Source organism: Dysgonomonas termitidis, assembly GCF_054657735.1.
In genome coordinates this window covers 2,714,959-2,728,958 of record NZ_BAAHYD010000002.1, presented here as the reverse complement: position 1 = coordinate 2,728,958, position 14,000 = coordinate 2,714,959, and the positions used below count along the sequence as shown (strand labels likewise).

Annotated in this window: 7 protein-coding genes, 3 tRNA genes and 3 rRNA genes; 5 read left to right on the top strand and 8 right to left on the bottom strand. The window is 42.3% G+C overall.

All coding sequences use genetic code 11. The annotated features are described in order from the left end of the window. The first annotated feature begins 58 nt into the window (after positions 1–58). The 3 genes from ACYQ3L_RS15455 to ACYQ3L_RS15445 all read left to right on the top strand — a co-directional run bounded on the left by ACYQ3L_RS15455 (position 59) and on the right by ACYQ3L_RS15445 (position 2,701). Positions 59–1,021 carry an ROK family protein gene (locus tag ACYQ3L_RS15455; RefSeq protein WP_379997799.1) on the top strand — a complete coding sequence of 321 codons (963 nt, stop codon included), beginning with the start codon at positions 59–61 and terminating at the stop codon, positions 1,019–1,021. 167 nt (positions 1,022–1,188) lie between these two features. Next, a complete protein-coding gene (locus tag ACYQ3L_RS15450) occupies positions 1,189–2,355 on the top strand; it encodes an AIR synthase related protein (RefSeq protein ID WP_379997801.1) in 1,167 nt (388 codons plus the stop codon). 124 nt (positions 2,356–2,479) lie between these two features. After that, positions 2,480–2,701, top strand: coding sequence for a hypothetical protein (locus tag ACYQ3L_RS15445; protein ID WP_379997803.1), 222 nt, complete (start codon positions 2,480–2,482; stop codon positions 2,699–2,701). 57 nt (positions 2,702–2,758) lie between these two features. Here the strand turns inward: ACYQ3L_RS15445 and gcvT are convergent, their stop codons facing one another. Then, entirely contained in the window at positions 2,759–3,853 is a 1,095-nt protein-coding gene (gene gcvT, locus ACYQ3L_RS15440) for a glycine cleavage system aminomethyltransferase GcvT (RefSeq protein WP_379997805.1), read from the bottom strand. 34 nt (positions 3,854–3,887) lie between these two features. After that, positions 3,888–5,108, bottom strand: a complete 1,221-nt coding sequence (gene pepT, locus ACYQ3L_RS15435) for a peptidase T (protein WP_379997807.1) — start codon at positions 5,106–5,108, stop codon at positions 3,888–3,890. 273 nt (positions 5,109–5,381) lie between these two features. On the opposite strand from pepT, the gene ACYQ3L_RS15430 reads away from it, so the two are divergent. Further along, positions 5,382–5,455: transfer RNA gene (locus ACYQ3L_RS15430), tRNA-Thr, on the top strand. 670 nt (positions 5,456–6,125) lie between these two features. Here the strand turns inward: ACYQ3L_RS15430 and ACYQ3L_RS15425 are convergent. Then, on the bottom strand, positions 6,126–7,331 hold the full coding sequence (locus ACYQ3L_RS15425; protein WP_379997809.1) for an FAD-dependent oxidoreductase: 1,206 nt from the start codon (positions 7,329–7,331) through the stop codon (positions 6,126–6,128). Positions 7,332–7,797: 466 nt separating this feature from the next. On the opposite strand from ACYQ3L_RS15425, the gene ACYQ3L_RS15420 reads away from it, so the two are divergent. Continuing rightward, positions 7,798–8,394, top strand: coding sequence for a DUF1062 domain-containing protein (locus ACYQ3L_RS15420; RefSeq protein ID WP_459952439.1), 597 nt, complete (start codon positions 7,798–7,800; stop codon positions 8,392–8,394). A 131-nt stretch (positions 8,395–8,525) separates the two neighbouring features. Here ACYQ3L_RS15420 and rrf read toward each other — a convergent pair. From rrf to ACYQ3L_RS15395, 5 genes are all read right to left on the bottom strand, one after another. Continuing rightward, a 5S ribosomal RNA gene (gene rrf, locus ACYQ3L_RS15415) occupies positions 8,526–8,634 on the bottom strand. A gap of 185 nt (positions 8,635–8,819) precedes the next feature. Beyond that, positions 8,820–11,706: ribosomal RNA gene (locus ACYQ3L_RS15410) — 23S ribosomal RNA — on the bottom strand. Positions 11,707–11,896: 190 nt separating this feature from the next. Next, positions 11,897–11,970, bottom strand: a tRNA-Ala gene (locus ACYQ3L_RS15405). 107 nt (positions 11,971–12,077) lie between these two features. Continuing rightward, positions 12,078–12,151, bottom strand: a tRNA-Ile gene (locus ACYQ3L_RS15400). Positions 12,152–12,353: 202 nt separating this feature from the next. Then, positions 12,354–13,880, bottom strand: a 16S ribosomal RNA gene (locus ACYQ3L_RS15395). The 16S, 23S and 5S rRNA genes sit together here with 2 tRNA genes alongside, the layout of an rRNA operon. Between the last annotated feature and the right edge of the window lie 120 nt (positions 13,881–14,000).

The window sequence follows — 14,000 nt, the reverse complement described above, 5'->3', positions numbered from 1 at the left end:
ATATTTGTACGCATTATCACAAAAATAATTTCATTGTTGAATTAACATAATATAAATCATGGAAAAACCATATGCTATTGGAATCGATATCGGTGGAACTAACTCTGTTTTCGGTATAGTCGACAAGCGCGGCCATATCATAAATCAGGGTTCTATAAAAACAGGTGCTTACAAAGAAATAAACGAATACGTAGACCATTTATCTGCCGGCGTTCAGGAGATAATAGATCAGGTCGGAGGTTCGGGAAATATCAAAGGTATTGGAGTTGGAGCACCGAATGGTAATTTTTTCACCGGTTGTATCGAATTTGCACCAAACCTCCCTTGGAAAGGTGTAATTCCATTGGCCCAAATGCTTACTGATAAATTAAATATACCTGTAGCCCTTACAAATGACGCAAATGCCGCCGCGATCGGCGAAATGACCTATGGCGCTGCACGCGGAATGAAAGACTTCATTGTAATTACATTAGGAACAGGTGTCGGTAGTGGTATTGTGGTAAATGGCCAGTTAGTATATGGACATGACGGATTTGCCGGAGAGTTAGGTCATACAACAGCTATTCGTGACGGGCGTATATGCGGCTGTGGAAAAAAAGGATGTCTCGAAACATATAGTTCGGCAACAGGTGTTGCCCGTACAGCTAAAGAATACCTGCAGACAAGAAAGGACCCCAGCGTATTGCGCGAATTAGCTATCGATGAGATCACATCGAAGGACGTATATGACGCAGCTGTAAAAGGAGATAAAATGGCTAAAGAAATATTTGAATATACAGGACAGATTTTAGGCGAATCGTTCGCAGACTTTGTAGCGTTCTCCAGTCCGGAAGCTATTATCTTATTTGGAGGTTTAATAAAGGCTGGCAAACTTATTTTCGATCCGGTTCGCAAACATATGGAAGAAAACATGTTACCTATATACCGCAATAAAATTAAGCTATTAATGTCGGAACTTAAGGAAAGCGATGCCGCCGTACTTGGAGCCAGTGCATTAGGTTGGGAAGTAAAAGACTATTAAAATCAAGCAAACAGTAAATGTATGTATAATTAACAGCCTGTAGAATAAAGAGATTTGCAGGCTGTTTCCTTTTCGCAGCCGAAGTTTCAAAATCAGCCTGATTTTATTAACTTTGTCCGAGAATAAATAGGTCTGAGACCTCAAATAAAAACTTATTAATAACAAACATGAGCGACCAACGATATAACCAGCGAGGAGTTTCAGCTTCGAAAGAAGATGTACACAATGCTATAAAGGACATTGACAAAGGAATATTTCCAAAAGCATTTTGCAAAATAATTCCCGATATACTGGGCGGTGATCCCGAATATTGCAATATAATGCACGCTGATGGAGCTGGTACTAAATCATCCCTTGCATACATTTACTGGAAAGAAACCGGAGATATATCTATCTGGAAAGGCATTGCCCAGGATGCATTGATAATGAACATCGATGACCTGCTATGTGTTGGCGCAACAGATAACATACTACTATCATCCACTATCGGCAGAAACAAAATGCTGATTCCCGGCGAAGTTATAGCAGCCATTATAAGCGGGACAAACAACTTATGTGAGGAACTATCAAGCCTCGGTGTCAACATATATCCTACAGGCGGTGAAACAGCCGATGTAGGCGATCTGGTACGTACGATCATTGTGGACAGTACTGTTACTTGCCGCATGAAACGATCTGATGTAATCTCCAACGACAAAATACAGGGAGGTGATGTCATAGTTGGGCTTTCATCGTACGGCCGCGCGACATATGAGAAAGAATATAACGGCGGAATGGGTAGCAATGGGCTTACATCAGCACGCCACGATGTATTTGCCAAATATCTTGCGGCCAAGTATCCTGAAAGTTATGACTCTTCTATCCCATTAGATTTGGTATATTCCGGAAGCATGAAGTTAACTGATGGAATAGAGGGTTTGGATATAGACGCCGGAAAATTGGTACTCTCCCCTACCCGCACCTATGCGCCCGTTATCAAACAGATATTGGAAAAACTAAGATCTCATGTGCATGGTATGGTACATTGCTCTGGTGGCGCTCAAACCAAAGTTTTACATTTTGTTGATAATGTGAAAATTACAAAGAACAATCTATTCCCTGTTCCCCCATTATTCAAACTTATTCAGGAACAATCCAGTACAGACTGGAAAGAGATGTACAAGGTATTTAATATGGGACATCGCATGGAGATATATTTATCACCGGAATATGCTCAGGAAGTAATTGATATTTCCAAATCATACGGAATCGATGCACAAATAGTGGGTTTTGTTGAAAAATCAGATAAAACAGAACTGGTTATAGAAAGTGAATTCGGTCGCTTCGAATACTAATTTAGAATGATTATCTATAAGACGTTTCATATTTAACTTCTATTAATAATATTTTAACCGAATAGCACTTATATTTGCAGTATTACCAAACTCAGTGTGTAACTAACAATTAAAAAAGAAAGAGATGAAAAAACTTCTAATGTCAGTTATTATGTGTATCGCTTTTGTTGCATCATCAAGTGTAATGGCTCAGGATACTACTCCTAAGAAAGAGTGCTGCAAAGCTAAAACAGAATGCACAAAAGATAAAAAAGAATGTGCGAAAGACAAGAAAGAATGCACCAAGGACAAGGCTGCTGATAAAAAAGCTTGTTGCACTAAAGATAAAAAAGCTGACAAAAAGTAATTTTAAAGAACTGATAAAAAAGGGATTCCGGTTGGAGTCCCTTTTTCTGCTCATATCTTACAGCTTTCTGAAGGGTGGCTTCACCACTTCTGCTTTCAGGTTCTTATCACGCACTTTAATGAAAACCGGTGTACCCAATGCTGCATACTCTGGTTTAATATAGCCAAGCCCCACACCTATTTTTGTGGTAGGTGACATTGTTCCGGATGTTACTATCCCGATTTTTTCATTCTTTTCATTCACTATATCGTAGCCATGACGCGGGATTCCCTTTTCCAGCATATGAAATCCGCATAACTTACGACTTATGCCATCTGCCTTTTGCTTTTCCAATATAGCGCGGGCAGTAAAGTTCCGCCCGTCCGTAAATTTAGTTATCCAACCCAATCCGGCCTCGATAGGCGTAGTGGTATCATCCAAATCGTTTCCGTACAGGCAGAATCCCATTTCGAGACGTAATGTATCACGTGCACCCAGCCCGATCGGTTTGATTCCGAATTCTTCTCCTGCCTCAAATAAAGCATTCCATATATCTACCCCATATTGCGGATAAAAGTAGATTTCGAAGCCTCCCGCACCTGTATATCCGGTATTGGATATAATCACATTCTCCAGGCCAGAACCGTCCAGACTGCCTATAGCAAACGAGTAATAAGGAATCTTGGTCAGATCTATTTTAGTCAGTTTTTGCAGTGTTGCCAGGGCTTTAGGACCTTGTATCGCCAATTGAGCAACTTCTTCCGAAGCATTTTCCAAATCAGCAAATTCATCGTTATGCTCCGTGAACCATTTCCAGTCCTTCTCTATATTCGATGCATTAACAACAAGCATATACTTTTCCGGCTCGTAATGATATACGATTATGTCATCCACAATACCTCCCTGCTCATTTATAATGGCTGAATACTGCGCTTTTCCTATTTCGAGGGAGGCGACATCATTACTCATCATTCGTCGCAGGAAAGCTTCCGCACGGGGGCCTTTAACCCATATTTCACCCATATGTGAAACATCAAATACTCCTACTCCGGTGCATACGGTCATATGCTCATCTATTATACCCGAATATTCGATGGGCATATTGTAGCCTGCAAATTCATGCATTTTTGCCCCGAGTGCAACGTGAATATCCGTAAAAGGTGTTTTCTTCATATTTGTTTATGTATTTTAAGTATCAACATTGATTTTATTTATTTGCTACTATCTCGGCTAGTTTTACTATTACTTCCACAGCCTTTTCCATCGATTGTACAGGCACGAACTCATAACGTCCATGAAAATTATGCCCTCCGGCAAAGATATTCGGACAAGGAAGCCCTTTAAATGATAACTGTGCACCGTCTGTCCCTCCTCGTATCGGTTTAACGATCGGAGTAACCCCTGCTGCTTCCATTGCCTCAAAAGCCATATCTACAATATGCTTCACAGGCTCTACCTTTTCACGCATATTATAGTATTGGTCTTTGATTTCAAGAGTCGTACTATTAGGATACAATCTATTTATGAAGTCTACAACCTCGATCATCAATTGTTTCCGCCCTTCAAACAGCTTACGGTCATGGTCGCGTATTATATAGCCCACTGTAGCCGAATCTACTGTTCCCGACACATTTGTCAGATGAAAAAAACCTTCGTATTTGGTGGTATGCTCGGGCCTTTCATTCGCCGGAAGAAGGGATATAAGTCTACTGGCAACTACCAGCGCATTTGTCATCTTATCTTTTGCATATCCCGGATGTACACTCCTTCCCTGTATATTAATCTTTACGCCGGCAGCATTGAAGTTTTCATACTCCAGTTCTCCTATCGGGCCGCCATCCATTGTGTAAGCCCACTCACAGCCAAATTTTTCCACATCAAATTTATGCGCACCCAGTCCGATCTCTTCATCAGGATTGAATCCTATACGGATTTTTCCATGTTTGATTTCAGGATGATCTTGCAGATATCTGATCGCTGTTATAATTTCCGCGATTCCGGCTTTATCATCTGCACCCAGCAATGTATCCCCATCCGTCACTATCAGATCCTGTCCTTTATAATCGAGCATTTCGGGAAAGTCGGCAGGAGAAAGCACTACATTTGTATCCTTGTTCAGTATTATATCCTTTCCATCGTAGTTTTTTACAATACGGGGATTAACGTTCTTTCCTGACAGATCGGGGCTGGTATCCAGATGGGCTATAAAACCAATAGTGGGGACTTTCTTATCTGTATTAGCGGGAAGAGTAGCCATCAGATAGGCATTCTCGTCCAGTGTAACGTCATCCAACCCCATTTCACGAAGTTCTTTTTCTATTTCGCGGGCCAGAACCATTTGTCCCGGTGTACTGGGGGTTATACCTGTTTCTGTATTCGATTCCGTATCAAATTTTGCGTATTTGATAAAACGATCTGTTACTGTCATGTTATTTTGTTTTTTTCTTAATATTTTTTTATGTAAAATGTCAATTTATAAGTCACTGATATCTAACTTCTTTTTCTGGAAAAGACTTCCAATACAAATGTAGTAAAAGGAAATCAAAGGAAAAAATCGAATTCATATTTTGTGAATATGAAAAATTTATCTACTTTTGTCGCGGGTAAGTCCTATACGGTCAGCTCCCGATTAATCCCCCAGGGTTTGATCGCAGCAAGGGCCGTCGGTTGTAGCGACGCGATATAGTCAGCTTACCCACTTGCCTCTTTAGCTCAGTTGGCCAGAGCACGTGATTTGTAATCTCGGGGTCGTTGGTTCGAATCCGACAAGAGGCTCAAAAAAAGCGGACCGTTTGAAGTATTCAGACGGTCTTTTTTGGCTTTATATTGCGGTCTGCCGTTGACAACGCATAACACATACTCTTTGCTGTCAAAAAGGTAACAAAAGTAACACCATTTGCATACTTTTTTCATTGTTACTTTTTCGCCTATGAACTGATGATATTCAGTTGCTCCCAGATATTCAAACCGATCAAAAAAGTAACACCCTGTCCTTACTTCCTCTGTCATCACATTAACAATAACCGGCTCAAAAACCTTATTAAATTAACCTATATTTACACTATATAGTTAAAAGGTAACAAAAGTAACAGAATACAATTAAGAATGAAGTAACCCGTAACTGCCCGAAGGGCTCAGAAATAGCATTCGCCGAAGCGAAGGCGAGGCAAACTTGTAACTGTTAAAAGGTAACAGATATATCAGTAAACAGTCATCAGTTAACAACTTGTATCTCGTATCTTGTTTACTTGTAACTTATAACTGCCCCAAGACGAAGAAATAACATTCGCCGAAGCGAAGGCGAGGCAAACTCGTAACTGCTTTAATCAATACTTCAAAGAACTATCAGCTAACGGCTAAAAGCTATCATATACATATAGATAAAGTATTTCCCAAAAATCAAACAATTATGTTCAAAAATAACAGTAAAAGAGATTCCTATAAATCAGCTCATTACACCATACCTTTGGGATTCATCAAATGAACGATGAACGCAGTCTTCTAAAGATAATCCGTAAAAATAGTTACCAAGCAGATAAATACTATCCGATTGCCTCATTTTAACCACTTGTTCAGCCATATTCAGATGTGACATACGCAACGAAGGCAGTATATGCCTGATCATTTTACATTCCAATATATCATTGCGGGAAATATTCAGCACTTTGCATATAATATCGGACTTTTCATCTTCGTCTTTTTCTCCCTTTTCAAAATGAAAAGTAAAACTCCTTAACGTTTCATCTTCTATCAGATCACGGGATACGGCCGAATGGAAGTCGTCGGAAACAGGTATTATTCCGGCTATACTTTGCATTACCAGTTTATCCTTCGGTACAATAACATTCAACGATTCAGTCTGGAACAGTGGTATTGATGCCAGCAATGACGACAAGGACGGCTCTATATCCTTAATCAGCCGTGAAGCCGCCTGGGGATCTGTGGCTATAGCTATATGGGGCGCATCAAATATTTTACCTTCCATCGTGATAACTCTATATGCATTGCCGCTACGCTGTATATCCAACACTTCACATGATTTTTCTATTTGCAGCTTATCCTTCTCTATTATGGAATGCAGAAATGACGACAAGCCTTCATGAAAGCTATATTTCCGGGGAAACTCTTTATATCTGTCTTTCCTGTGTTTCAAAAATAATTCAACAGGATAATCGTCTGCATTCTGTGATATAACAGCTCTGAAAAGCCTGGTAAACAATTTATTATAGTTAGACGAACCTACAATTTTACTGAAATACTCCTTCACAGTCTTCCCTTTCTTTGATGTAAAGAACATTCTGGGTCCGTTCAGTATAAGAGAAGGCATCGACAGTTCTGCAAACATTTTTTTTATCAGTCCATCAGAATATGTCACATAGCTTCCTTTTCCCAATGGTCTTATCAGATCGACGCACCCGATATCTTTTACAATCGACAATAAACGGGTATAGGAATTATAACAGGTATGCGCGCCAAACTCTCTCCAATAAGCGGGATATTGCTCCGAAAACAAGCTTTGCACCTGCCCTCCCGCATTCTTATCCTTCTCTATAATTAATGTCTTTTTGCCCGCTATATGCATGTAATGAGCAAAAGATATTCCACTTATTCCTCCTCCTATTACAATACAGTCATACGTTATGTCACTCATAATATCTTTTATTTGTTTAGACCGGAGGCAAAGATAAATATATAATATCGTATTGGCAGCTCTTCGGCACTCTGATTTTCAACGGAACCCCGTATCACTATCATTCAAATCATCACCTGCTCAATCAAATAAATTACACTCAGTAATTATTGGATACAATATAATAAAACTATTATCTTTGTACTCCAAACCAACATTATTACATTTTGGCAACTATTCTTTTATATATACTGGCATAATATTAGCTTCAAATACCACAAGCTAGTAATTCCTCTTGTTTGAGTTTTGTACTCGAACGGGTATATCTTATTTATTTATTAATCTCACTACCCTTTCCGGCTTAAATACTCTCTGTATATAGGCCTTAACATAATTATATGTGATCAAGGGTAGTATATACATCCTGAGAGGAACAGCCAAAATGAAAAAGACAAAACGATATACATGGGAAATATGTATCCAAAATATGCCGTTATTAAAAAGAAAATGTGCAAAATGCAACAGTAGCAGCCAATTTTATTGCAGTGATAAATTCAGAATCAATGCCCAAAAAAAGATTCTGGACGTGTGGTTGATCTACAGATGTACAGAATGCGACAGTACGTTCAATCTTACTATTCTATCACGGATAAGACCTGAATCGATTGAAAAAAATTTATATCAAAAGTTCTTGACCAACGATGCAAACACTGCATGGAACTATGCATCCGATATAGAATTGATGAAAAGAAACAATGTGGAAGTTTGCTATAAATCAATAGAATACGACATTATTCATCAACCGATAACTGTTGAAGAAATGGTGAATATGGAAGAAGATAAGATTGAATTTTGTATAATAACAGCATATGATATTCATCTGAAATTATCATCTGTAATACGTCAATGTCTCAATATTTCCCTGAATCGGTTGGAGAAAATGATAGCAGCAAATGTTATGGAACTGCCGGATAATACAGATCTAAAAAAATGTAAGATCAAAAATCAATCGTTAATCACAATTGATAGGTTAAAACTTAAAGATTATATTAAACAATTTGCAGAGAATGATATCTGCTCGTAAATACACTAGTCTGTGGTAGCTGGCAAGATTAGGCCAGCTGCCTCTTTCATAGTCTTCCATATATGCATAGGAAAACCCGTATCCCAAACAAAAAAAAAGTCCCTCACTGTTTAGTGAAGGACTTATCTTAAAAACGGCGGTAACCTACTCTCCCACTTGCGCAGTACCATCGGCACGACCGGGCTTAACTTCTCTGTTCGGAATGGGAAGAGGTGGAGCCCCGGTGTTATAACCACCTGAATATCTTCAGTTAACAGTTTACAGTTAACAGTTTACAGTATTAAATACCACAACCGTATGCCTTGCTGTCAACCGTGTAGGATTGACTGATGTAAAAGAGCGAGTATCGTTATCTTATATTCGTAATATAGCAAACCTCTGGTTTGTTGTTTGGCGTCAGTTAACATCATTCTGGTTACTGACACCCTTGAAAGCGTCCGGGCTATTAGTACTACTCGGCTATGACATTGCTGCCTTTACACCTGTAGCCTATCAAGGTCGTAGTCTACAACCACCCTTAATGGATATCTTATCTTGAAGTCGGCTTCGTACTTAGATGCTTTCAGCACTTATCCAATCCGGACTTAGCTACCCGGCGATGCTCCTGGCGGAACAACCGGCAGACCAGGGGTCCGTCCAACACGGTCCTCTCGTACTAGTGTCAGATCTCCGCAAATATCCTGCGCCCACGATAGATAGAGACCGAACTGTCTCACGACGTTCTGAACCCAGCTCGCGTGCCACTTTAATGGGCGAACAGCCCAACCCTTGGGACCTGCTCCAGCCCCAGGATGTGACGAGCCGACATCGAGGTGCCAAACCATTCCGTCGATATGAGCTCTTGGGAATGATCAGCCTGTTATCCCCGGAGTACCTTTTATCCTTTGAGCGATGGCCATTCCATACTGAAACCACCGGATCACTATGCTCTAGTTTCCTACCTGATCGACTTGTGGGTCTCTCAGTCAAGCGTGCTTATACCATTACACTCTACGAACGGTTACCAATCGTCCTGAGCACACCTTTAGAAGCCTCCGTTACTCTTTTGGAGGCGACCACCCCAGTCAAACTACCCACCATACACTGTTCCTGCATCCGCAGGTTAGATTCCAAACAATTAAAGGGCCGTATTTCAAGGATGGCTCCACAAGTACTGGCGTACCCGCTTCACAGCCTCCGGCCTATCCTACACATCAAGTGCCCAGAATCAATGTAAAGCTATAGTAAAGGTTCACGGGGTCTTTTCGTCCCATCGCGGGTAATCGGCATCTTCACCGATACTACAATTTCACCGAGATCACAGTTGAGACAGTGTCAAGATCATTACACCATTCGTGCAGGTCGGAACTTACCCGACAAGGAATTTCGCTACCTTAGGACCGTTATAGTTACGGCCGCCGTTTACTGGGGCTTCAATTCAATGCTTCTGATTGCTCATGACATCTCCTCTTAACCTTCCAGCACCGGGCAGGTGTCAGGCTATATACTTCTTCTTTCAAATTTGCATAGCCATGTGTTTTTGTTAAACAGTTGCCTTGACCTATTCTCTGCGGCCACCCTTACAGATGGCACCCTTTATCCCGAAGTTACAGGGTCATTTTGCCTAATTCCTTAACTGTGAATCGCTCGAGCGCCTTAGTATTTTCAACCCGACTACGTGTGTCCGTTTGTGGTACGGTTGCTATACAGATTAGCGTTTAGCGGTTTTTCTAGGCAGTATGCTTACCTGCATTATCTACGCTCCCGAAGGATTGTAGTACTATCAGTTTCAACTCCAAAGGCGGATTTGCCTACCTCTGTCTACGTCTACTTCCTTTAACCAAGTAATCCGTCACTTGGCAGCAGTGTCACTCCTGCGTCCCCACATAACTCTGTATAACAGTACCGGAATATTAACCGGTTCTTCCATCGGCTTCGCCGTTCGGCTACACCTTAGGGTCCGACTTACCCTGATCCGATTAGCGTTGATCAGGAAACCTTAGTCTTTCGGCGAGGAGGTTTCTCACCCCCTTTATCGTTACTTATACCTACATTTGCTTTTCTACACGCTCCAGAATACCTGACGGTACGCCTTCAACGCTGAGTAGAATGCTCCCCTACCGATAATATTTTATCCCATAGCTTCGGTAACATGTTTATGCCCGATTATTATCCACGCACGACCACTCGACTAGTGAGCTGTTACGCACTCTTTAAATGAATGGCTGCTTCCAAGCCAACATCCTAGCTGTCTTAGTAGTCATACTTCGTTAATTCAACTGAACATGTATTTGGGGACCTTAGCTGATGGTCTGGGTTCTTTCCCTCTCGGACATGGACCTTAGCACCCATGCCCTCACTCCCGGTATTAACTTATGCCCATTCGGAGTTTATCTGGACTTGATAGGCGGCGAAGCCCTCGCATCCAATCAGTCGCTCTACCTGACATAAGTAATTCGCCGAGGCTGCACCTAAATGCATTTCGGGGAGTACGAGCTATCTCCAAGTTTGATTAGCCTTTCACCCCTACCCTCAGGTCATCCGAAAGCTTTTCAACGCTTACCGGTTCGGTCCTCCATTTGGTGTTACCCAAACTTCAACCTGCCCAAGGGTAGATCACTTGGTTTCGCGTCTACTCCTACTGACTCAAACGCCCTGTTAAGACTTGCTTTCGCTTCGGCTGCGTACATCATTGTACTTAACCTTGCCAGTAAGAGTAACTCGTAGGTTCATTATGCAAAAGGCACGCCGTCACATTTTAATGCTCCGACCGCTTGTAGGCACATGGTTTCAGGGTCTCTTTCACTCCTCTGTTCGAGGTGCTTTTCACCTTTCCCTCACGGTACTGGTTCACTATCGGTCTCTCAGGAGTATTTAGCCTTACCGGATGGTCCCGGCTGATTCACACAGGATTTCTCGTGTCCCGCGCTACTCAGGATACTGCTAGGCTTCGGATATGATTCGTATACGGGATTATCACCCTCTATGATCGCTCTTTCCATAGCGTTCTACTTCAAATCGGTCTTGCCACGGCGCAGTCCTACAACCCCGCTATTGCCTAAACAATAACGGTTTGGGCTCTTCCCATTTCGCTCGCCACTACTCTGGGAATCATTTTTATTTTCTTTTCCTACGGGTACTTAGATGTTTCAGTTCCCCGCGTTTGCTCACTACATACATAGTGTAATATCCTCTTCGGATACTGGGTTGCCCCATTCGGAAATCCACGGATCAAGGGTTATTTGCACCTTCCCGTAGCTTATCGCAGCTTATCACGTCCTTCTTCGCCTCTGAGAGCCTAGGCATCCCCCATGTGCCCTTTCCTACTTTCTTTTTTCTATCTAACAAATAACCCGAAGATTATTCATTAGCAGGGTTTGATAGATTATTTCCATAATCTAACTTTACTTGCTCTTTTTATACATCATGTCAAAGATCGTTTTTAAGTGTAAACTGATAAGTGTAAAGTGAAAAATATAATTTATATTCTTCGTTTTTCACTCTTCGTTATTCACTTAAGTTGTGGAGAATAACGGATTCGAACCGTTGACCCCCTGCGTGCAAGGCAGGTGCTCTAGCCAGCTGAGCTAATCCCCCGTAAGGTGATTTAAAGATTTCAAAATTTAATGATTGCAAAATTATTTGTGGAATCTTGAAATTTTTAAATCTTGGAATCTTGAAACCTCGCTGCTCTCGCAGCGATGTAGTCCCAGGCAGAGTTGAACTGCCGACCTCTACATTATCAGTGTAGCGCTCTAACCAACTGAGCTATAGGACTGGCTGTTCTCGCCTGAAACTGATTGCCAGCTTCTTGGTTTCTCTTGGTCAGTTAACAGTTAGCAGTAAACAGTAAACAGTATATTTCAACTGGTAAACCTGTACCTACTCCTGTAAACTGAGTATATGTTAAAACAACAACATCATTTAAGAGTGCAGTACCTTTCTTAAAAAGGACTACCTTGCTCGAACAGCATCTCCAGAAAGGAGGTGTTCCAGCCGCACCTTCCGGTACGGCTACCTTGTTACGACTTAGCCCCAGTCACCGGTTTTACCCTAGGACGCTCCTTGCGGTTACGCACTTCAGATACCCCCAGCTTCCATGGCTTGACGGGCGGTGTGTACAAGGCCCGGGAACGTATTCACCGCGCCATGGCTGATGCGCGATTACTAGCGAATCCAGCTTCACGGAGTCGAGTTGCAGACTCCGATCCGAACTGGGAGTGGCTTTGGAGATTAGCATCTTGTCACCAAGTAGCTGCCCTTTGTACCACCCATTGTAACACGTGTGTCGCCCCGGACGTAAGGGCCGTGCTGATTTGACGTCATCCACACCTTCCTCGCATCTTACGACGGCAGTCTTGTTAGAGTCCTCAGCCTGACCTGTTAGTAACTAACAATGTGGGTTGCGCTCGTTATGGCACTTAAGCCGACACCTCACGGCACGAGCTGACGACAACCATGCAGCACCTACATACATGCCATTGCTGGCTTACATCTTTCAACGTAATTCATGTACATTTCAAGCCCGGGTAAGGTTCCTCGCGTATCATCGAATTAAACCACATGTTCCTCCGCTTGTGCGGGCCCCCGTCAATTCCTTTGAGTTTCACCGTTGCCGGCGTACTCCCCAGGTGGATTACTTATCGCTTTCGCTTAGTCACATACGGTATATCGCATACAACTAGTAATCATCGTTTACGGCGTGGACTACCAGGGTATCTAATCCTGTTTGATCCCCACGCTTTCGTGCTTGAGCGTCAGTTATGGCTTAGTAAGCTGCCTACGCAATCGGAGTTCCTCGTTATATCTAAGCATGTCACCGCTACACAACGAATTCCGCCTACTTCATCCATACTCAAGACTCCCAGTTTCAACGGCAGTTTCGGAGTTAAGCCCCGAGATTTCACCGCTGACTTAAAAGCCCGCCTGCGCACCCTTTAAACCCAATAAATCCGGATAACGCTCGCATCCTCCGTATTACCGCGGCTGCTGGCACGGAGTTAGCCGATGCTTATTCGTACAGTACATGCAATAAGGGACGCGTCCCCCTTTTTATTCCTGTACAAAAGAAGTTTACAACCCATAAGGCAGTCTTCCTTCACGCGATTTGGCTGGTTCAGGCTCTCGCCCATTGACCAATATTCCTCACTGCTGCCTCCCGTAGGAGTCTGGTCCGTGTCTCAGTTCCAGTGTGGGGGACAAACCTCTCAGTTCCCCTATCCATCGTTGCTTTGGTGAGCCGTTACCTCACCAACTGGCTAATGGAACGCATGCCCATCTATAACCGATAAATCTTTAACAAATATCTCCATGCGGAGCCCCTGTTTTATGCGGTATTAGTCCGAATTTCTCCGGGTTATCCCCCTGTTATAGGTAGGTTGCATACGCGTTACTCACCCGTGCGCCGGTCGCCATCAAAGTATTGCTACCCTATGCTGCCCCTCGACTTGCATGTGTTAGGCCTATCGCTAGCGTTCATCCTGAGCCAGGATCAAACTCTTCTTTGTATATTCTTTTTTTTAACCTTTTGATCCTGTTCAAGCGTTTTTATTTTACTATTGGGTAATAGTAATTGACGGTAGCACCTTTTTTTACTATCTCTAGCTTTTTATCCAAACCCCAAACTT

What these genes read in the sequence shown, in the direction of transcription:
- gcvT (WP_379997805.1), bottom strand. Translation starts at nt 3,853, where the DNA reads ATGAAGAAAACACCTTTTACGGATATTCACGTTGCACTCGGGGCAAAA.
- ACYQ3L_RS15425 (WP_379997809.1), bottom strand. Translation starts at nt 7,331, where the DNA reads ATGAGTGACATAACGTATGACTGTATTGTAATAGGAGGAGGAATAAGT.
- ACYQ3L_RS15450 (WP_379997801.1), top strand. Translation starts at nt 1,189, where the DNA reads ATGAGCGACCAACGATATAACCAGCGAGGAGTTTCAGCTTCGAAAGAA.
- ACYQ3L_RS15420 (WP_459952439.1), top strand. Translation starts at nt 7,798, where the DNA reads ATGCCGTTATTAAAAAGAAAATGTGCAAAATGCAACAGTAGCAGCCAA.
- ACYQ3L_RS15445 (WP_379997803.1), top strand. Translation starts at nt 2,480, where the DNA reads ATGAAAAAACTTCTAATGTCAGTTATTATGTGTATCGCTTTTGTTGCA.
- pepT (WP_379997807.1), bottom strand. Translation starts at nt 5,108, where the DNA reads ATGACAGTAACAGATCGTTTTATCAAATACGCAAAATTTGATACGGAA.
- ACYQ3L_RS15455 (WP_379997799.1), top strand. Translation starts at nt 59, where the DNA reads ATGGAAAAACCATATGCTATTGGAATCGATATCGGTGGAACTAACTCT.